We start from the raw sequence: 18,042 nt of genomic DNA, 5'->3' as shown, positions 1-18,042 counted from the left end.
GATAGGCCAAAAGGGATATTCCAGTTCTAGCGCTGTTTTGAGACGCTAATCCCATTGCTCATCTTCGCCACAGTAATCACTGGCTACACAGGGATATCCCCTAGGAAAGGCGTCGTAGATATGCAGATAGGATAATACGATGAGGTCTACTTTATAGGTGTTTAGCAATCTTACGATGGCTTCCAGGTCGAATAGGTCAATATCTGGCCGGTAGCTTCGTGGTATATTGCTATTGATCACATACTGGATGTCGGATTGTATCTGTTGCATTTTCTCTGTTTTCGCAGCACTGTTGATCTCGGTATAGCGGATGTCCTCATAGATCTCCTGCAACTCGGCGATATAGAGAATATCAGTATCCACATACCGGAGGTGATACCCCATCTGGTGCAGTATAGCGAATAGACATTCGTAGGCATATATGGCATCTATACCCTGTAAGGGGGGGGCTGTGAAAATGCAGGCGTGCATATCGCGCACCATGTCGTCTATTTCCTGATGCTGGTAAGCAACCTCAACCAATGCCTCATGTACCGTCTCTTCAGCTATATAAAAGATCTTGGAGGTGTCGGTCCCGAGGAGTACCGATCCACTGGTGATATCCATCAGATGTGAAGCGATGATATAGAAGGTTTCCATAGGGTAATTGTCCATAGGGGGGAATGTGCAGCAAAAATAATTTTCAAGGGTAAAGGGATTATCGTCATCAGCATCAAGGTATGCTGTATCACACCCAGGTTGTTCATCTTTTGGTAGCCCCTGAATAAAATCCTGATGGATCTCCCAGCGATCCTGCATCATATGCCTATGATAGGTGGTGTCCTGCCAGCCCTGTGGGGCAATGCGTTCTACCAGTCCAGGAAGGGCCTGATAGACCTGCTGGAGGATGTGGTATACCTGCTGGCTCGGTAGCCGATGTAATTTAGGTGGTTTTTCCATGATTGATCCTGTTACTTGTCCATTAATTGATTCTTTAAGCCGGATGCCGTAAGGCCCGTCTGCTTTCGGATAAATCGGTTCATCTCACTTATACCGCTGAATCCGGCCTGTTCTGCCGATTGAATTAGTTTTTCGTTCTGGGGCAGGATGTCATTGATGACTTCGAGTAGGAGTTGGTTCCGGTACGTCCGGAGTGTAATGTGGTATCGGGCTTTGTATAGTTGGCGTAACTGCCTTAATCCAAGCCCTAATAGGGAAGAAAGATCCTTTACCTTGGCTTGTGCACCTTGCTGTACGACGAGGTGCCGCAATAGCTGATGTGTACGTAGCGCTAAGTCTTGCTGATCATTAGTACCGCTGTCTCCGGTCAGCTTGAACCGGGTCAGATGGATCAGGAAGATGAGGTGCTGTAATAGGATATATTCATTGTCCAGCGTATGGGGATTGAGTTTGCTGAATAGAATCTTTATATAATAGATTATAGTTGTTGCAATATAGAATCCTATAGGGATAATAGGCGTGTTTTCGGAAGTCTTTTTGGCCTGAATAAGCGGTGCTAGGAAAGCGAATTGTCTGTCAGCTGGTGGTCTGAAAATCCCGGCATCAATGATAAAACCGACCAATATATGATGGCCTGCCTGTAGCTTTATTTCATAGATTCCGATAGGAAGATACAGGTATGCACCCTGTGCGGCCTGTAACTCATACCGATGGATGCCACTGACTATGATCCCTGTTGTCGCTAGGGCATAGATGAGATGCAGATCTCCCTTGTGTGCACGTATCGGTATTACGGTCTCTTGGTCGATCCAGTATTCGTAATGATACAGGTAGGCATAGCGGCCATCAAATACCTGCTCTGCGATGCAACCTGTAGCGATAAGCCAGTGCCGGCAATGGGCATGGCGTATATGCTGGCCAGGGCTATAAGGTGGCGGAGGCAGACCGGCACAGCCCTCGCCCAATAAAAGTTCATAAGTCCGTTCCATAGTATATGGATTTGGTTACTAGGGCGATATTAGGAAATATGTTTTGTAAAAGTACACTTAAGATGTACATCGTACTTTTTCCGTTGTAATCCGTACTTTATGGATGAATGTTGAGTTACATACCCTATCACTGTTGTAATCCTTACCGTGGTATACGATGTACATTTTTATTCCCAGAGTTGCGGAGTTTCTCCCAGATTTGTGACCATTGGATCCATTTAGGAGTTAATAGACGTTCCTCACCTGGACGGTACACCCCGGTGAAGAACGTATGGTCAAACCGTAGATACTTTAGAAATGAAATTAAAAAAGGATCAACAGCTATGGCGCAAGGAGCAATGTAGAGAAGGTAGTGGTTTACTGCTCTGGAGTCAGCTCTCGCCACTGCTTGGTGAGGAGGAGGCGGAAGGAGAGCGCTGTCCCATCAAGACTATCTAGGCGCTTGTTATAGCTGCCACTTACTCAAAGCGGGCGGGCATATCATGCCCGCTCTTTTAATGAACTAGACGTTATCAGTAATAGAATGGATGAATTAAATAATTGGGAATTTGCCCTGTTTTCGGCAAATCTGCATCAGTTGCTTCCGGATATCCCCTGGCAGCAACATGCTGAGTACTATAGACAGCATAAGCATTACCATAGGCCGAGGGCTATGGCTACCGTAGCACAATGGGATGTGTCGGCTATTATGCCGTATGATAAAGAACCGTATATCCTGTGCCTATTCCACTTGGGGTACCATGCACAGCTACCGTATATACTGGCATCGCAGGGTATACAGTTTGATATGATATTGGACAGAAAGGTTTTCGAGGCGCAGCAGGAGCAGCTATTGGCTATGCAAAGTGCTATGCAGTCGGGGGGAGGGAGCTATCGGTTCCTGTTGAGCGATAGTCCGACAGTACTATTGCAGGCGCGAACGGCTCTACGGGATGGAAGGCATCTTTTGGTATTTGCGGATGGTAATAGCGGTACGACAGACCGTATTGCAGACAAGGTAGAGATTGGTTTTTTAGAGGGTAGCCTATATGTGCGTAAAGGTATAGCGGTTTTGAGTTATCTGACCCGGAGCACAATTGTACCCTTAGCGCATCGGCAGGAAGGTAAGCGGTTTAAGCTGACTGTAGGAGAGGCGATCTCGCCTCTGATGGCTTCAACCCGTGAGCACTACATACAGGATGCCATGCAGCAACTTTACGCCTATCTAGGCGACTTGATAGGGCAAGAACCATGGCTGTGGGAATCTTGGAGTTACCTGCATCAACTCAACTGTTTTAAGGCCACGGATATGGATAGGAAGGAAATAGATCTGGATCGGGAGGCTTTGATTCCACTCTGTTTAAAGGGGTACCCAGGGCTTTTTGATCGTATACGTTATTGTTTTTCGTATGGTTCGGATACTCTTAGGAAATAATTTGTTAAATTAGGGATTCGAACCCACTTCATTATGAATGTTTTGAAGATAATACTAACCACTAGTGCGACCTTATTTATTCTTATTTTTTTGATTTTATGGTCGCTTAATCAACGCTATACGGATATACATATCCCTGTAATACATATCGGTGCGGTTTCTGCACTCTATATTTTGTATTTCTGCGCATTGTCTTTGGTGTTTTGGTATTTCAGCAAAGGGAGCTGGCTTGGTAAAGTGGTATGGACGCTGATCTATCTTACAGTAGGTGCTACGCTTTTATCTGTGGTGCATGGAATGGTCTATGGATTGCTTCCTAAGTTGTCTATCGTGCTGTTTGATGAATCGGTACCACCGAATGAAGCGGCGTTTCATCATGAGGTGTGGCGGGGATATCTGTTTGCGAACGCGTTGGCTATAGGTTTTGTGTTTTTTCTATATTACTGGGAGAATCGGTGGCTCAGCCGGCGACTGATCAATAAACTGAATGCCTACCATCAGCGTATGCTAGGGGTAAAGCATAATTCACACTTTTTGGGGACGATATTTGTGACAGGCTTCGGTCGTATGCTCGTCGAGACGGATTCAAACAATAAGCAGGTTAAAAGGGATATCATTCAGTTTTTGGGGTATTTGATGCGTATCGAGGAGCCTCATGTGCAGCATAGCTGGGAAGAGGAGCTGGACCTCCTGGAGTGCTTCGTCAGGCTATGGAAAGAATATTACGGACCTGATTCATTGCAGGTAGACTGCGATATTGCTACAGGGGAGTATTGCTTGGTACCATGGGGTATCTTACTGTTTCCACTGGAAAATTGCTTAAAGCATGCATTAATATCAGCCGTATATCCGGTGGATTATCAGTTGAAAATGGATACAGAAGAGGTGATATTGATCTGCACGAACTGGTGGAGTCCAAAGGAGCAGAAAGAAGGAGGTGTTGGTTTCGAGCTTTTGGAGTCACGGCTGCTAGGAACGGGCTATAAACTGAGGTATCATACCGAACAGACGGAGGGACGATATAAACTGACTTTACATCTAAATTGGGACAATAATGAAAAAATTAAGTTATCAAGTCCTGCTTTTGGATGATAAGCCGGAGACGTTGCATTATATTCTAGATATGCTGCATGATCTACCTTTTATTGCAAAGCCGATGGTGTTGTCTGATCTGGAAGAGGCCTTTTTGTATCTGAAGGATAATGAGGTGGATATACTCTTTTTGGATATGGATTTTGGTCGTACAGATCTGGATGGGGTAAGATTTTTGGGGATGATCAATAGGCCTCCGCTTACAATAGCCTGTAGTTCCACTTCGGGATATGTATTTGATGCACATGAAGTGGGTATCTACAAATATATCGGAAAGACGATTAGTTTTAAAGCTTTGGAGCGCATCCTGAAAGATGCTGCGGAAGAGGCAGATCGGAAGGAAGAACGGGAGCGTAGGGATATCGTAAAACTGGAGCTGATCGATGTCTCGGGACGGGAGGTCATGCTGCAGGTTGCGGATATCTATTACGCACAGGTGAGCAATAATGTGGTGACGGTGTATACGGCTCAGGAGGAGTTTGAGTTTAAGATATCGCTCCGCGAGTTTGATGCTCAACTGCCTGTAGACCGCTTTAGTAGGTCTCATTTTAGCTTTTTGGTGGCATTGGACAGGGTAGAGAAGATCGAAGGAAAGAAGGTGCACCTGACAGGTGCTCATAGTAAGAGTCCGCTGCCTATATCGCAGGAGTACAATAAAGGATTTAGACATGCACTGGAACAGTATAGGCAGCGTTGGAGTTAGTGCGTGCTTATGATATTTGGGTAAGGGCTGTCCTACATTTCATGGTATCACAATTCTGATGGAAATGAGGAAACAATTAATGGAAATTCTGGCGGTATTGAAAGCTATCCTAAGGCTACTAAAACGCCGGAGTAATGTCAAGACGGACGCCATGTCCGAGATGCTAGCGCTTGATATAGGTCAGCTGATGACGCGGATGGCGGTTATTGGCAGACTTGGGATATCGGAGCGGACCTACAACAGATGGGTCAAAAGTGGGGTGCTGAGGCCTATTGAGTTTGGCAACAGGCATCTCTACCGGGAGGAAGATCTGCAGGATGCTATCCGGCGCAGTATCAATAAAGGGCTTTTATAGGCCCTTTTCTTTTATGTATACTTTTACTTTTTGCTTGATTTTATAGGATTTAGTAAATGCTTTTGTAGGTTATTCTCTGGGGATGGCACGGGGATGCTGTGCTATTCCTTTGCCTTTCCTTTACCTGTTCTCTGCTTATTGGTTGCCTATCCGTTGCTTATCGCTTGCCTGTTCTTTGCCTTAAAGGTATAGAATACGCGAGTTGAGAGACGTTGCAGAAGGAATAATGTGCCTTGAAGGCCATTCTAAGCTGTTCTGTCGGGAAGCAGTCTGACGCCATATGGCGTAGGCTATGGTCAAATGGTGTCAAATGGCGCCATTCTACGTTTTTCTGCTTAGTCCTGGACTAGATTTGTACCAATGATATCGGTATCCGTGGCTGCCTGCAGCGCCACAGTAAAAAGTAAATAAGAATATCATGGCAAGATTTTTAAAAGGAATCACAGGTGCCTACACGGGTAAAGTAGGTAATGTGGTCGGAAGTTCATGGCGGGGCATAGATTATATCCGCTCACTTCCCAAGAAGAGTTCAAAACCAGCATCGGAAGACCAGATCATCCAACGGACGCGTTTCCGGATGGCGACCAATTTTCTCAAGTCTATAAAGGATATCCTAAAGATTGGCTTCTCGGATAGTAAACAGCGTGGTCGGCTGGGGTATAATGTAGCCTTTCAGCATTTTATCGGCAATGCGATCCAAGGGACTTATCCGGCACTGACGGTGGATTATTCGGTGGTGCGTATCGCCAGTGGTAGCCTGGCTCCGCTAATGGGATTGACGATGGAAGAATCGGCCCCACAACAGTTGACGATCAACTGGGAGTCGCAGGTCAATCGATTCAATGCCTTTGCAGATGATGAGGTGGTGGTGCTACTGTACAATGTGGATGAAAACTTCTTCTCGGTTTATGAAGGATTGACACGTGCAGATGCAACGCTGGAAATCACACTGCCGGCGAGTTATGTGAGCAAGACGATCGTGGGCTGGAGCTTCAATATCCACCGCGATGGAGTTGCAACTTCCAGTAGTCAATATCTAGGGGAGATTGAAGTGAGTTAGTGAACCAAATTGACCGTGTAAGCTGAACCCTTTTCCTGCGAAAATTTCCTAGGCTTACGCTGGTCAAATTTGATTCTTGGTATGGGAGGTTATGGAAGTTATAGCTTTTATGACCTCCATAACCTGAAATAGAAATGAAAAATCAACACACCCTACATCTCCAACGGAAATATGGAGAGCGGGGAACAAATGGAACAATAACATTCAAAGGCAAGCAGATCTGTCATACCATCGAATTGCCCTGGCGTAATAACATGCAGCGCATGAGCTGTATCCCTACGGGACGCTACAAGCTGGTCAAGCGCACCTATACCAAGCACGGGGAGCAGATCGGCATACCGAATGTACTGGGACGGGAAGCGATTCTGATCCACGCCGCCAATGATGCCTCTCGGGAGCTACTGGGCTGTATAGCCCCAGTAACCAAGCTGACAGGAGAAGGTACTGGAACCGAAAGCCGAAAGGCACTGAGCGAACTGAAAGCACTGGTGTATGGGTTGTGGGATATGGGAGGAGAGGTTTATTTGGTTATAAAGTAGGTTAAAAGGTTACAAGGTTAGGGAGTGATGAGTTATAACCTTCATAACTCCGACTTTGTCGGGACTAACCTTCATAACCTAAAATTTAAAATGAATAAAATCATCAAGAAAATAAGCCAGGCGGTACAGGTGTTGCTGCTGGCTCCGATCAAGCTGCCGGGAAAGGCGCTACATATTATCAAATACGTGGCTGTAGGGTTGGGGGTGTTGGAGGCAATGACGAGTGAGAAGAAGGAAGACGAATAGATAACTCACGTCACTTCGAGCGTAGGGGTGCTTGTCCCGAATTTACTTCGGGAAAGCAGTCTGTTTTAAGAATAGTGAGGATGGTGAAGACAGTTATCCAGTGAACCAGTTATCGAGTTAACTAGACCTCTTGATAACAAGATAACAGGATAACAGGTTAACATAAAAATATATGAAAACAAACGAAATACGTGCAGGTACCTTAGGCGGTACTTTATGTAGTATCTGGGCGTCGGTTACGCTTGGAGACCTACTGCAGACGGTAGTTATGGCGGCGCTGGGTACGCTGGTGAGCTATCTGATGTCGCAGTTGCTGGACAGGAGACGAAGGCAGTAACAAATTAATAGCAGCGTTAGCTAAAAACAGAACGCGTCCTTTTAATCAAGGACGCGTTTAACCTTTAGGCATGTTGCCCACTGTGTTTGCCTTCTGCAAACTCTTCGATCATTTTTCGATTAAAGGCGGGGAGATCTTTTGGGGTGCGGCTGGTTACCAATCCTTGGTCTACAATGACTTCAGTGTCTTCCCACTGTGCTCCAGCGTGGATAAGATCGAGTTTTATCGCTTCAACGGATGTCATTTTCCGGCCTTTTACCACTTCAGCATTGATTAACACCTGAGGCCCATGGCATATTGCGGCAACCGGCTTATGACTACTGAAAAAGGATGTTACAAAAGCTAAGGCCTGTTCATTGGTACGTAGCGTATCTGGACTGATCACGCCACCCGGAAGCATTAGTCCATCGTATGCTTCGACCGATGCGCTATCTATACTAAGATCCACTTTATAATCATTCGTCCATTCTAGTCCTTCTTTGGCCCGTACACTCCCGGGTTTTAGGGATACTATTTCTACCTTGGCACCTGCTTGCTCCAAGGCTTCTTTGGGACTTGTCAATTCTACTTCTTCAAAACCATCTGCGACCAAGATCGCTATTTTTTTGTCTGTTAATTGTGCCATAACTTTTCTTATTTTATTTTTAAAAAATTCATGTGTGTTCTCTTTCTTTATACCTCCACGATCATATAGGAGGTGCCTGGATGCTCGGTTCTGAGCAACGGTAGTGCTACATTATAAACAGGGATATTACTTGATGTCTGACCAAAGATGGTTCCCCCATGCGCATGACCATGAAAGGCTACAGTGACCTGTCGCCTGTTAAGTGCTTCTGCAAGGTGGGAGGAGCCGAGAAAGGGATATAATTGCTCGGGTTCTCCTTTGACGGTGTTTTTTATCGGCGCATAATGTAAAAGGGCTACTTTGGGCAAATCGGGATGTTCTTGTTCTAGTCGTGTCAGCGCACGGTCGAGCTGTAGGGATTCGTTTACAGCTTCATGGACAAATTCTTTCATCATATCTTCACCGAATATCGACAGCATAAATTGATCGAATCCTCCGCCGAAGCCCTTGGTGCCTGCAAAGCCTATATCGCTGGCAACGGTAAATTCGCCGTCGAGGAGCGTCATCTTATGCTCGCTAAGGATCTGCTTAATAATTTTCTGACGGCCTTTTTCAAAATCATGGTTGCCTAATACGCCTATTACAGGGATATGCAGACCATGTAAAGCTTCACCCAACACCCGGGCTTCATCCTCATCGCCTGTGTCAGTAAGGTCGCCACAGATGATCAGTACATCGGCTTCTGTATTTAGTTGCTCAAAGGTGTCTTTCCATATACCGCGATCGCTGGTTTTGACGTGAATATCGGCCATAGCGGCTACTCTTTTCTTGGTTCTTTCCATAGTAAAATTAGATTGTAGTAATGGTATAGGACTTGTAATCCCATTCTTTGATATCCACCTGGTACTGGGTCTGATCGATAAGCGGACCCCGGCATACTTTTTCTAAGGGCGGTGGAAGGTCGTATTGTTCCTGGGCACGGCCGAGCAATTCATCAAATATCCTTTTTGGAATGATATCCCGATAATCGGAAGGATACACAAACTGGAATATCAAGAGAGCTGCCAGTAACAGATGCCAATGTCCGTCCAGACGATATAGTAGATGGTCCCAATCGAGCTGCTTCCCGTATCTCAACAGGATATGATTGATATCGGCATTATCATAACGCTCGCGGTTCTGAACATACATTTTGCACCAGATCAGCTCCTCCACAGGGATGAAGCGGACAGGGATATCTGAAAAGTGGCCTTCCATAGCACGCTCATACCAACTGTCTTCAACAGTGCAGATGTGGTTGACGCTATCGAATATGATGTCGATAAAATAGGAACCTTTAAAGACTTTGGCCAGCCAACGGACATCTGTCAGTTCTATCTGATAGCCTGCCTGCTCAAATAGTTTGAGGATTTTTGGGTACTCACTGCTTTTGCAAAAGATATCCAGATCTTTTGTATCACGGTAGATGCCCGCATAGTGGTACATTGCAAATGCACCCCCTAGCATATAGTCATATTCGCTCTCATGGAGCAATAGCAATACATCTTTATAAAAGGATGTTGCTTCTAATCTTTCGCTCTCTGTCATGCAATATCGTGTTTTTAAAGAATGAACACCTATAAACCATTTTCGTTGTCTTAGTCCTATAAACCTTAATCTAGAGGGATGCTGTTATGCCTTCGCAGGTGGCTTAAAATACGCTTGTAATATAAAAACACGAATCCAGCAATGAAGACGAGTTGAACGGAGGCATCTACAAGATAGATAGTCGCTATAGTGCCGTTTTGAACGTAGATAACATCTATTGCTAGAAAGCTTAAAGCGACCAGCAATCCTAATAGATGAAATGGGCGAATTAAAAGTGTAATGCCTATAGAAAGTGCTAGCAGTCCGACCATATTAACAAGCCATATATCATTTTTATACCCTGTAATGTTAATAAAACTCTCTAAATGGATTAGGGGCCAGATACCACTAAGAAAGTAATAATATCCTTGCATTTTGTTTATCATTTTCATGGCTGTGTTTTTTATATATCAGATATCCATAGTGGTTTAATTTATTTTCCGGTTTCCATATGCGGGCTATCAACAGGCTTTGATTCTGGAGACCCTTTTTGTCGTAAGTAAATGGATAAAATAACAATGGAGGCTACGGAGAGAAATTCGCTTTGCCAATTCTGAAAAGTCTCGAACCAAAATTGGGGTTCCATTAAAAACTTGCGCATAGCAATAGGGGCTTTTCCTTCCAATCGGTTCTCTTCCAACAAACTGTGATAGCTACCGTACAGATGACCGATCCATGAACAGATAAATAGAATCAAAAAGGCGAGTGATAGGGAGTGCTTATAGATGGCGAGGCGCCACCCGCCCTTTTTTACGGCAGAGGGCGCATCTGGGCGATTTACAGGCTCTCTGTCCACTTCTTCTTTTTCGTCCAGGCTCTTGGATTCGGCCGACCCGACCTGCCGTAAGAAAATAGTCAGGACTACATAAAGCGCCATCTGTAGAAACTCACTTTGAAAATTTTCAAAAGTAGCTGCAACGAAATGGCCACTGCGCAGGTAAGAACTCAGCGCAAGATATTCGCCATGTTCTTGATAAGTCTCCTGCTGCTCTTTCCATCCAAAGTAAGCCTGTGCTAACAGGGCAAAAGCAAATAGCACCAAAAAGACGATGGATAGACTGTTACGGTATAAAAAAGGGTGTTTCATGGTACATCGTTATAAGGTGAATTAAATAAATTGCCGCAGGGCTTTTATTTGCATGGATACGATAGAGACTCGTCGGTCCTGGCCCAGTACAAAGTCTATCGCCTCGGCGATATCTTCTGCTTTCAGCATTTCCAGTTTTTCTTCCAGTTCGCGCTGTTCTTCAGGAGAGGAGGGCTGCATATCGGTTCCCACGGCACCAGGTTCAATAAGAGATACGCGAATGTTTTTGGGGTTGAGTTCTTTTCGCAGTGCTTCTGTAAACCCCTGTATGCCTGCTTTGGTCGCTACATAGCCACTGCTTTTTCCTTCCCGGCTATCTGCACTCATCGAACCGATATTGATAATATCTCCTGCAATATTGGATTCTGCCATCTGTTGGGCAAAAAATCCGGATAGAAGGAGGTAGGCGTCCATGTTTGTTTTTGTCATATATGACAGTTGATTGATTTCGACACCGTATACTCCTGCAAATCCCAGCGCCGCATTGTTGATCAGTACATCAAAAGGTCCATGTGATGACCAGACCTCGGGAAGCAAGCGTTCTAATGCCTCTTGGTCAGTGAGATCCTGCAGGAGATAGCCAATATTGTGGCGTAGGTCTTGAGCTGCTGCGTCCTTCAGAAAATCTTCCAGCTTGTCGGCACTGCGGCCGATTATAAATACATAGTAGCCTTTGGCGGCCAATTGTAATGCGGTGGCGCGGCCTATCCCGGCAGTACCGCCCGTCAGGAATACCCTTTTAGTCGTTTGTCTGTTCATGATTTCCATTTTATAGTGATTTCTTGTGCGCCTTTTATTTTCAGGCTATTGTTATCTTTTGTTAGATCGTAGTGTGATCCATCTTTTAAAGTAATGGTACAGGCATTGCTTTTCATTCCGTACAGTTGCACTATATAGCTTTAATCCGAGCTGCCGAGCACCTGTATCTTTACCTGCTGATCTTTGCGGTCGATTTCTAGATAGGGGTAACCCATGTAGCAATAGTTGCTCGTGTCGTCTAGAGGTAGGTAGTGGTATCAGGCCTATGCTACATTCAATCTCTAAGTCAAGCCTATGAGATTCTAGGCTTTTGCAGTGGATTGTTGTACTCGAGGGATCAGAAAGTTCTGACAGCCGGGCTAAGAGCAGCCTGCCATTCCGAAGATTTACTTCCAATAAAATTTCAGAAGGTGTCCGAAAGAGCGTGTAATCGTATCCCCCTAGATCGTCCTGATAGAGTCTATGATATTCGCCATTTATTAAATGCGATTTACTTACTTGTGCTGCGATAGAAAGGTTCGTCATAGTAGAGATATAACTGTGTTGTGGCTTAAGAACAGACTTGGCTGCTCGAATGCTTGGTTTTTCATCTCGTCCAGTTTTAAATATGTGCTGTATGAACGTTTAGATAATGTTTTGGTTGTCAGATTATATACTGAAAATGAGAAGGGAAATACGGAGATTAGTACAGAAACTTAAGGATAAAGAAAGAATTGAAAAACAGTAGTCTATACAAAACTAAATACGGGAAAGGATGGTTCTAATCTAAAAACATGATACTATGTCCTTACAGGTAGTCCGTAAAAGTATATTCTTCAAACCCGATTCCAAAAGGGTGCTGGCGAGATATTTTAATATAAATATTGAGCGTACCACTAAAATAGTAAACCGTATTCTAAAAAGCTCAAAGCAGGATCAGACAGATATGCTGAATCAGCTTCTCCGTAATTTTTCGAAGCGGCATCGGAGTATCCTGGATATATGGGAAAAAAACTTTAAACGTACGGAAGGAAGATTATTGGATCTGGAGCTTCGTAACCGCGATTATTCACAAAGGGAACGGTTACTGATCGGGGCTTATTTTACGATGGAGTATTCTGTCGAAGCGGCCGCTTTTTTCAACCCTTCGATCGTCGAATCTCCCGATCAAACGCAATTGCGGGATGGTGAAAAACGGATCATACTGAGCTTTAGAGCGACTGGGGAAGGGCATGTGTCTTCGATTGTGTTTCGATCGGCTATTATCGACAATGAGCTAAATGTACATGTTGAAGAAGTGGGCAGACTATTGGAAAAGCCAAAGCAGGTAAAAAGCCACCGGTATCTAAAATCGGATTTTATCGATAAATTGCTCCAGATACACGACCCTGAAAAAGATATGCTGGATCTTATCAACGCTAAGCTGACCGATAGTTTTACCTATGAGGAGCTGCGCCGCTTTGTGCAGGAGATTCAACAGGAAAATAATCTGGATATGGAAGGCCAGACGTTGATGACGCATATGACCTGGCTGGCTTCGTCGCATTATGAAATGACTTATTCTTTGGACACGGCCTTATCGGAAAGAGTAATATTCCCGATATCGGATACGGAGAAGAATGGTATTGAAGATGCCCGTTTTGTAAGGTTTATCAGTGATAAGGGGAGGCCGATGTATTATGCGACCTATACGGCATATGATGGCCTCACGATATTACCCAAATTGCTTTCGACAACGGATTTTGTGCGTTTTAAAGTACAGCCTATTAATGGCAAAATTGCCAATAAGGGAGCTGCACTCTTCCCTAGAAAGATCAATGGTAAATATGCGATGTTGTGTCGGGTAGATGGAGAAAGCAATTACATCGCTTTTTCAGAAGACTTGATAAATTGGCAGCAGGATGTGACGCTGCTCAAAGAACCGGAATTCCCATGGGAGTTTGTGCAATTGGGCAACTGCGGTTCGCCTATCGAAACCGCCAAAGGCTGGTTGGTATTGACGCATAGCGTAGGGCCAATGCGCGAGTATACGCTCGGATCGATACTGCTTGATCTGGAAGATCCAACAAAAATTGTAGGCAAGCTGAGTGAACCGCTCCTCTATCCTAATGCCGAAGAGCGGGAAGGATATGTCCCCAATGTAGTTTATTCTTGCGGTCAGATCCTGCATAATGGCCATTTAATAATTCCATACGCGATGTCTGACCATGCTTCTACTTATGCGACTTTATGTTTGGACGATTTACTGGATGCGCTCACCAATTTCAAACCGCTAGCCGTCTAGGCCGTGACATAGGTGTAGATAAGCTTGCCAGAAACTGAGGCTGCTTTCTGCACCTTGGTTGAGATTCAGCCCGAACCGTTCTAAACCGTCGCAACAGCCCTTTGTGAGTGGGTCGTATAGGGTTAGGCCAAGTTCATTTTTTCCAAAATACCAGTGTAGACATTGGATCATACGCTGTTTATAGTGATTATCGCCAGATAGACCGAAAAGCTCTTTGTATAGGAGTATGCTCGAGGGCACTTCTATAGGCTGTTGAGCAAATGTGCTCCGTTTGCCACCGCGTACATACCAGTTTTCATTTCCGATGGTGGAGAGGTATCCTTTTTCAAATATAAGGCTATCGAGAAATTCCGCTGTCTGTTGGCCTATGGTCAATAAAGATTCTTGTCTGAGCAGTACACCGCTACGCAGTACCGCTAAAGGAATAATTGCATTATCGTAGGCAAGTACCTGCTCGTACCAATTCCAATCGGGGCTGTGACTGCCCTGATATTCATCGGCCAAATAATAGCTGAGCTGTTTTATATAGGGTAATATTTTATCGTCCGATCGGTTGGAAGCGTAGTAATGCTGTAGCCCTAAGAGGGTGTAGCTTACTGCTCTGACAGATTTAAGTGTTACACAATGGGGGAGGGCCCGCTGCAGCATCTCTTCAGCGAGAAAAACTAATTCAGGCTCACGGTTATAGCGTAGGAAATGGCCTAATGCCCATACGGTACGCCCGTAGCTATCTTCGGTACCGTACTCATCTAAAAACTGATGGTCAAAGGAAAGGAGATTTCGGAATCGGCCACAATCGCGCTGCATGTACTGTATGTAAGCAAGGTAGGTGTAAGCGAGGTTTTTATATTTCTCGGATGGGTATACCTGAACAGCTAATGTGGTCAATAGCAGGGCCCGTGCGGTGTCATCGAGACAGTAGCCGTGTTTGTAATTGGGGATGCTATAGGTCGCATGCTGTACGATAGAAACCGGATTGGTCATCCGGCGGATATGAGCGAGATCAAATGCTGGAAGCTCAGGGATGATCTCCTGTAGCATGTCAAAATCAAAAATGGAGTCGAGGGTATATACTTCTTGCTTCATTGATCTTTACTTAAGAGGACAGTTTATGAGTGGATGTATGTAATAGATTATTAACATGGTGCGGAGCGCTGCTACGGGGTAAGGTCACTGGGGCGGACACCTCATGTGCTATAATCCGTTTAAGAAGTTTGGATTGTAGCTTACCTATATTGCTCCAGCTCATCGACGCGCCATAACGGGCCGCATTATACCGGTACTTGGCTAATACCTGAGGCTCTTCTAATAGGGTACGGATGATCAGGCTGAGTGCTTTGCTGTCTTTAAAGTCAAATAACAGCCCACGCTCGTCTTTTAATAAATCTTTGGCATACCAGTATGGCGTAGATACTACTGCCGCCCCTGCACCGATTGCGAAGGAAAGCGTACCGCTACTGATTTGGTTCTCATTGGGATAGGGCGTGACATAGATATCACAGGCGCTGAGGTACTGCGTAAGTAGTTTTTCGGAAGCAAACTCGTTGATAAAGCAGACCTTGTCGGCTATACCCAGTTCCAGTGCTTTTGTCTGTAGGTATTCGCGATAGGATTCTCCTGCCTCCCGCAAGATATTGGGATGTGTACTGCCCAAAATAATATAGACAAAATCATCCTGCGGTACAGCCGCTACGGCTTCAATAGCGGTCTCGAAGCCTTTACTGGGGCCCAGAAATCCGAAACTGAGCATTACTTTCTTGCCTGTCAGGCCAAGTTGTTGTTTGGCCTCGCTTTGACGGTAGGAAAAGTGGGGTACGCCATGAGGAATGAGCTCTATCTTACGGGCAGGAATATCGTAAATGCGCTTGAGCATTTCTACAGCAGTATCAGTCATGACGGTAATGCTATGGCTGTAGGCTGCAAGCTGTTTAAGTACCCGGAGCTCTGCATCACTGGGGCGTTGGAGCACCGTATGAAAATTACTAACGACAGGGACGGAAAGAGCTTTGGCTAATGATAATATGTAGTCGCCGCTTTCGCCTCCGAATATGCCGTACTCATGCTGGATGATAACGGCATCGTAAGTCTCGTTGATATGTGCCGCGGCCTTCAGATAACTGGAAACGTTGTTTTTTTCAATGCTTGCGGATACCTCAGAAGGAAAGAAGCCTTCGCTACCATCCGAAATGGCAATAATAGCGGGTGTTATGCTCGGATCCAGGCTTAGAGATCTGAATAAATCCTGCGTAAATGTGGCAATACCGCACTGCCTTGGTGGGTATGTTCCTATAATGGCGATATTCATAGTGACGTTATGTTTCGTTCTTATTCTGAATAAAGAACAGAAAACTGAGGACTATGTTGTAGGACAAAACCCGAAAACTAAAAATGCCGTATTAAATCAAACGCGTCCGTATAAATACGTTGTGTTAGTGCTTCTTTTGAATAGCATGTTGCCTTAAATCGGAGATTGCAGGGCAGGTTCTAATGTAAATGGAGAGAAAAATGGCATAACTTTAGCTTTGCAATTCAACGATAGATTAATTATCCTATATAAATGAAGAATCTAATTGTATTATTTGCCAGCTTATTTTTATTCACCTTTTGTAAGGGGCAGGGGAAGGAAGTGAAAACCTTTTTTGAAAATGGGCAGATCAAAGAACATTATTATGTCGATGAGAAAGGACTACCGACAGGCGAAGGAAAAGTGTATTTCAGTAATGGAAAGTTGTCGAGTATCGGTAATTATAAAAATGGAAAAAAAGTAGGGGAAAGAAAGTGGTATTGGAATAATGGGAATTTAAGAGGTAGTATATCTTTCAATGAACAGGAGAAAATGATAGGTGAGTGGAAAGAATACCACGGAAATGGACAACTGGCTGAGGTAGGGCATTATGAGAATGGGGAGAAAACAGGGCATTGGAAAGTATATTATGAAAATGGACAGTTATCGGCTGAGGGAGAAAAGAAAAACGGGCATGATGTAGGTGAATGGAAATTATACCACGAGAATGGAAAGACAAGAGGGAACTGGCAGTTTGATGAAGAAGGGTTTCAGGAAGGGGAATGTAAGGAATATTACGACAATGAACAATTGGAAAGTGTCGGCAGTTATAAAAGAGGAATGAAATCTGGCGAGTGGAAGTATTATCATGAAAATGGGAAGCTGGAGCATTTCGAACTGTATAATGAGTATCTACGATATACCGGTGAATGGAAATTCTACAATGAACTGGGTAATCTGATAAAAACAGAAACTTATGTCGACGGCAAAGAAAGTGGCGAGTGGAAAACTTATGATGATAATGGTAATTTAGTAAAAACAGAAAAACACTAGAAATCCCACTGAAAGGGCTGAATTTAAAGAAGCGATGACTAAAGACAATTTCCCAGAGCTATCCTCCCGGCATTCCCTTGGCCTGACTCATTTTATCAAGGGGTTTGGCTGGGTTTTTAGCGTTTTTGTTATCGTTTTTGCCGTCTTTGCAGGGATATTGGTCTTTGCAAAAAGTCCCATTACTATCGGATTTAAAATACCCTTAGTTGGCCTTTGTATTCTCCTCTTACTATTTTTTGGTCGGTTGATTATTTCTTCACTTCAAAAAGGAAATGAGAGCACAATCGTCCAGATAACAGTTGATAAATGTGGTGTCAATTATTTTGAAGATGGGGTACGCATCAGGACTTTGTATTATGAAGATCTGAAAGAAAGCCCTGAATCGGGAGGCTATGATGTGTTCCTGGATGATACAGGAGAGGGCGGGCCATATTATTTGTTGTTTTATGTCGTTGATCCTACCTCTGGTAATCTAAAAATGAGAAGCCTTGATCTGAACTCAAAATCAGTAATCCTTAATGGCAATAAATTAAGCAGGCATTTTGTAATGGGCATCCTGCTTTTCCGTCCTGATTTAAAAATTGCACCCGGCGTACTTGATCTATATCGAGTAGAAGTATAAGATGAATTAGGGCTGTTTTAACTTGGTTAGTTTTGTTGGTTTCATGACATTATTTGTCGTAAAAGCCTGTTGCGCGACATTATTTGTCGCGAAAATTGGTTTCGCGACA

22 protein-coding genes are annotated in these 18,042 nt (G+C 44.3%); 12 read left to right on the top strand and 10 right to left on the bottom strand.

The window, feature by feature from the left end:
• Positions 1–45 precede the first annotated feature (45 nt).
• Positions 46–939 carry a hypothetical protein gene (locus tag JKG64_RS06085; protein WP_210353428.1) on the bottom strand — a complete coding sequence of 298 codons (894 nt, stop codon included), beginning with the start codon at positions 937–939 and terminating at the stop codon, positions 46–48.
• Between the two features lie 11 nt (positions 940–950).
• Complete coding sequence (locus JKG64_RS06080) at positions 951–1,928, bottom strand: helix-turn-helix domain-containing protein (RefSeq protein WP_210353427.1); 978 nt, start codon at positions 1,926–1,928, stop codon at positions 951–953.
• 297 nt (positions 1,929–2,225) lie between these two features.
• Here JKG64_RS06080 and JKG64_RS06075 point away from each other — a divergent pair, with 297 nt between their 5' ends.
• From JKG64_RS06075 to JKG64_RS06035, 9 genes are all read left to right on the top strand, one after another.
• Positions 2,226–2,366, top strand: a complete 141-nt coding sequence (locus tag JKG64_RS06075; RefSeq protein ID WP_210353426.1) for a hypothetical protein — start codon at positions 2,226–2,228, stop codon at positions 2,364–2,366.
• 85 nt (positions 2,367–2,451) lie between these two features.
• Positions 2,452–3,342 (top strand): lysophospholipid acyltransferase family protein, encoded by an 891-nt coding sequence (locus JKG64_RS06070; protein WP_210353425.1) that lies wholly within the window; start codon positions 2,452–2,454, stop codon positions 3,340–3,342.
• Positions 3,343–3,375: 33 nt separating this feature from the next.
• A complete protein-coding gene (locus JKG64_RS06065; protein ID WP_210353424.1) occupies positions 3,376–4,434 on the top strand; it encodes a LytS family sensor histidine kinase in 1,059 nt (352 codons plus the stop codon).
• Positions 4,397–5,137, top strand: a complete 741-nt coding sequence (locus JKG64_RS06060) for a LytR/AlgR family response regulator transcription factor (protein ID WP_210353423.1) — start codon at positions 4,397–4,399, stop codon at positions 5,135–5,137. Before JKG64_RS06065 ends, JKG64_RS06060 begins: the two co-directional genes overlap by 38 nt.
• A 64-nt stretch (positions 5,138–5,201) precedes the next feature.
• Positions 5,202–5,492: a helix-turn-helix domain-containing protein gene (locus tag JKG64_RS06055; RefSeq protein ID WP_210353422.1), complete on the top strand. Its 291-nt coding sequence runs from the start codon at positions 5,202–5,204 to the stop codon at positions 5,490–5,492.
• A 418-nt stretch (positions 5,493–5,910) separates the two neighbouring features.
• Positions 5,911–6,552, top strand: a complete 642-nt coding sequence (locus JKG64_RS06050; RefSeq protein ID WP_210353421.1) for a DUF6266 family protein — start codon at positions 5,911–5,913, stop codon at positions 6,550–6,552.
• 134 nt (positions 6,553–6,686) lie between these two features.
• Positions 6,687–7,091 (top strand): DUF5675 family protein, encoded by a 405-nt coding sequence (locus JKG64_RS06045; RefSeq protein WP_210353420.1) that lies wholly within the window; start codon positions 6,687–6,689, stop codon positions 7,089–7,091.
• A 90-nt stretch (positions 7,092–7,181) separates the two neighbouring features.
• Positions 7,182–7,337, top strand: coding sequence for a hypothetical protein (locus JKG64_RS06040; RefSeq protein ID WP_210353419.1), 156 nt, complete (start codon positions 7,182–7,184; stop codon positions 7,335–7,337).
• 172 nt (positions 7,338–7,509) lie between these two features.
• Entirely contained in the window at positions 7,510–7,674 is a 165-nt protein-coding gene (locus tag JKG64_RS06035) for a hypothetical protein (RefSeq protein ID WP_210353418.1), read from the top strand.
• 64 nt (positions 7,675–7,738) lie between these two features.
• Here the strand turns inward: JKG64_RS06035 and JKG64_RS06030 are convergent, their stop codons facing one another.
• The 6 genes from JKG64_RS06030 to JKG64_RS06005 all read right to left on the bottom strand — a co-directional run bounded on the left by JKG64_RS06030 (position 7,739) and on the right by JKG64_RS06005 (position 11,711).
• Positions 7,739–8,299: a type 1 glutamine amidotransferase domain-containing protein gene (locus tag JKG64_RS06030; protein ID WP_210353417.1), complete on the bottom strand. Its 561-nt coding sequence runs from the start codon at positions 8,297–8,299 to the stop codon at positions 7,739–7,741.
• Positions 8,300–8,346: 47 nt separating this feature from the next.
• Positions 8,347–9,081: a metallophosphoesterase family protein gene (locus JKG64_RS06025; protein WP_210353416.1), complete on the bottom strand. Its 735-nt coding sequence runs from the start codon at positions 9,079–9,081 to the stop codon at positions 8,347–8,349.
• A gap of 7 nt (positions 9,082–9,088) precedes the next feature.
• Positions 9,089–9,826 carry a DUF6036 family nucleotidyltransferase gene (locus JKG64_RS06020; protein ID WP_021072064.1) on the bottom strand — a complete coding sequence of 246 codons (738 nt, stop codon included), beginning with the start codon at positions 9,824–9,826 and terminating at the stop codon, positions 9,089–9,091.
• A gap of 65 nt (positions 9,827–9,891) precedes the next feature.
• Complete coding sequence (locus JKG64_RS06015; protein ID WP_210353415.1) at positions 9,892–10,257, bottom strand: hypothetical protein; 366 nt, start codon at positions 10,255–10,257, stop codon at positions 9,892–9,894.
• Between the two features lie 41 nt (positions 10,258–10,298).
• Complete coding sequence (locus JKG64_RS06010) at positions 10,299–10,952, bottom strand: DUF6766 family protein (protein ID WP_210353414.1); 654 nt, start codon at positions 10,950–10,952, stop codon at positions 10,299–10,301.
• A 21-nt stretch (positions 10,953–10,973) separates the two neighbouring features.
• Positions 10,974–11,711 carry an SDR family oxidoreductase gene (locus JKG64_RS06005; protein WP_210353413.1) on the bottom strand — a complete coding sequence of 246 codons (738 nt, stop codon included), beginning with the start codon at positions 11,709–11,711 and terminating at the stop codon, positions 10,974–10,976.
• A gap of 781 nt (positions 11,712–12,492) precedes the next feature.
• Between JKG64_RS06005 and JKG64_RS06000 the strand changes: the two genes are divergently transcribed.
• Positions 12,493–13,974 carry a glycoside hydrolase family 130 protein gene (locus tag JKG64_RS06000; protein ID WP_210353412.1) on the top strand — a complete coding sequence of 494 codons (1,482 nt, stop codon included), beginning with the start codon at positions 12,493–12,495 and terminating at the stop codon, positions 13,972–13,974.
• Here the strand turns inward: JKG64_RS06000 and JKG64_RS05995 are convergent.
• Together JKG64_RS05995 and JKG64_RS05990 are read right to left on the bottom strand one after the other, a co-directional pair.
• The gene (locus tag JKG64_RS05995; RefSeq protein ID WP_210353411.1) at positions 13,963–15,060 is read right to left on the bottom strand and encodes a hypothetical protein; all 1,098 of its coding nucleotides are present in this window, start codon (positions 15,058–15,060) and stop codon (positions 13,963–13,965) included. The two genes, JKG64_RS06000 and JKG64_RS05995, sit on opposite strands and share 12 nt — an antisense overlap.
• A 10-nt stretch (positions 15,061–15,070) precedes the next feature.
• Positions 15,071–16,279 (bottom strand): glycosyltransferase family 4 protein, encoded by a 1,209-nt coding sequence (locus JKG64_RS05990; RefSeq protein WP_210353410.1) that lies wholly within the window; start codon positions 16,277–16,279, stop codon positions 15,071–15,073.
• A 252-nt stretch (positions 16,280–16,531) separates the two neighbouring features.
• On the opposite strand from JKG64_RS05990, the gene JKG64_RS05985 reads away from it, so the two are divergent.
• Together JKG64_RS05985 and JKG64_RS05980 are read left to right on the top strand one after the other, a co-directional pair.
• Positions 16,532–17,311, top strand: a complete 780-nt coding sequence (locus JKG64_RS05985) for a toxin-antitoxin system YwqK family antitoxin (protein ID WP_210353409.1) — start codon at positions 16,532–16,534, stop codon at positions 17,309–17,311.
• A gap of 34 nt (positions 17,312–17,345) precedes the next feature.
• Positions 17,346–17,933, top strand: a complete 588-nt coding sequence (locus tag JKG64_RS05980; protein ID WP_210353408.1) for a hypothetical protein — start codon at positions 17,346–17,348, stop codon at positions 17,931–17,933.
• Positions 17,934–18,042 lie beyond the last annotated feature (109 nt).

Origin of the sequence: Sphingobacterium tabacisoli, from assembly GCF_017908035.1 — a bacterium.
GTDB classification, from domain to species: Bacteria; Bacteroidota; Bacteroidia; order Sphingobacteriales; family Sphingobacteriaceae; genus Sphingobacterium; species Sphingobacterium tabacisoli.
Note: the sequence above shows the minus strand (reverse complement) of the source record. Positions and strands in the feature narration are given on the sequence as shown.

Excerpts from the sequence above, each read along its gene's own strand:
- JKG64_RS06085 (WP_210353428.1), bottom strand. The coding sequence starts at position 939 with ATGGAAAAACCACCTAAATTACATCGGCTACCGAGCCAGCAGGTATAC.
- JKG64_RS06080 (WP_210353427.1), bottom strand. The coding sequence starts at position 1,928 with ATGGAACGGACTTATGAACTTTTATTGGGCGAGGGCTGTGCCGGTCTG.
- JKG64_RS06075 (WP_210353426.1), top strand. The coding sequence starts at position 2,226 with ATGAAATTAAAAAAGGATCAACAGCTATGGCGCAAGGAGCAATGTAGA.
- JKG64_RS06070 (WP_210353425.1), top strand. The coding sequence starts at position 2,452 with ATGGATGAATTAAATAATTGGGAATTTGCCCTGTTTTCGGCAAATCTG.
- JKG64_RS06065 (WP_210353424.1), top strand. The coding sequence starts at position 3,376 with ATGAATGTTTTGAAGATAATACTAACCACTAGTGCGACCTTATTTATT.
- JKG64_RS06060 (WP_210353423.1), top strand. The coding sequence starts at position 4,397 with ATGAAAAAATTAAGTTATCAAGTCCTGCTTTTGGATGATAAGCCGGAG.
- JKG64_RS06055 (WP_210353422.1), top strand. The coding sequence starts at position 5,202 with ATGAGGAAACAATTAATGGAAATTCTGGCGGTATTGAAAGCTATCCTA.
- JKG64_RS06050 (WP_210353421.1), top strand. The coding sequence starts at position 5,911 with ATGGCAAGATTTTTAAAAGGAATCACAGGTGCCTACACGGGTAAAGTA.
- JKG64_RS06045 (WP_210353420.1), top strand. The coding sequence starts at position 6,687 with ATGAAAAATCAACACACCCTACATCTCCAACGGAAATATGGAGAGCGG.
- JKG64_RS06040 (WP_210353419.1), top strand. The coding sequence starts at position 7,182 with ATGAATAAAATCATCAAGAAAATAAGCCAGGCGGTACAGGTGTTGCTG.
- JKG64_RS06035 (WP_210353418.1), top strand. The coding sequence starts at position 7,510 with ATGAAAACAAACGAAATACGTGCAGGTACCTTAGGCGGTACTTTATGT.
- JKG64_RS06030 (WP_210353417.1), bottom strand. The coding sequence starts at position 8,299 with ATGGCACAATTAACAGACAAAAAAATAGCGATCTTGGTCGCAGATGGT.
- JKG64_RS06025 (WP_210353416.1), bottom strand. The coding sequence starts at position 9,081 with ATGGAAAGAACCAAGAAAAGAGTAGCCGCTATGGCCGATATTCACGTC.
- JKG64_RS06020 (WP_021072064.1), bottom strand. The coding sequence starts at position 9,826 with ATGACAGAGAGCGAAAGATTAGAAGCAACATCCTTTTATAAAGATGTA.
- JKG64_RS06015 (WP_210353415.1), bottom strand. The coding sequence starts at position 10,257 with ATGAAAATGATAAACAAAATGCAAGGATATTATTACTTTCTTAGTGGT.
- JKG64_RS06010 (WP_210353414.1), bottom strand. The coding sequence starts at position 10,952 with ATGAAACACCCTTTTTTATACCGTAACAGTCTATCCATCGTCTTTTTG.
- JKG64_RS06005 (WP_210353413.1), bottom strand. The coding sequence starts at position 11,711 with ATGAACAGACAAACGACTAAAAGGGTATTCCTGACGGGCGGTACTGCC.
- JKG64_RS06000 (WP_210353412.1), top strand. The coding sequence starts at position 12,493 with ATGTCCTTACAGGTAGTCCGTAAAAGTATATTCTTCAAACCCGATTCC.
- JKG64_RS05995 (WP_210353411.1), bottom strand. The coding sequence starts at position 15,060 with ATGAAGCAAGAAGTATATACCCTCGACTCCATTTTTGATTTTGACATG.
- JKG64_RS05990 (WP_210353410.1), bottom strand. The coding sequence starts at position 16,279 with ATGAATATCGCCATTATAGGAACATACCCACCAAGGCAGTGCGGTATT.
- JKG64_RS05985 (WP_210353409.1), top strand. The coding sequence starts at position 16,532 with ATGAAGAATCTAATTGTATTATTTGCCAGCTTATTTTTATTCACCTTT.
- JKG64_RS05980 (WP_210353408.1), top strand. The coding sequence starts at position 17,346 with ATGACTAAAGACAATTTCCCAGAGCTATCCTCCCGGCATTCCCTTGGC.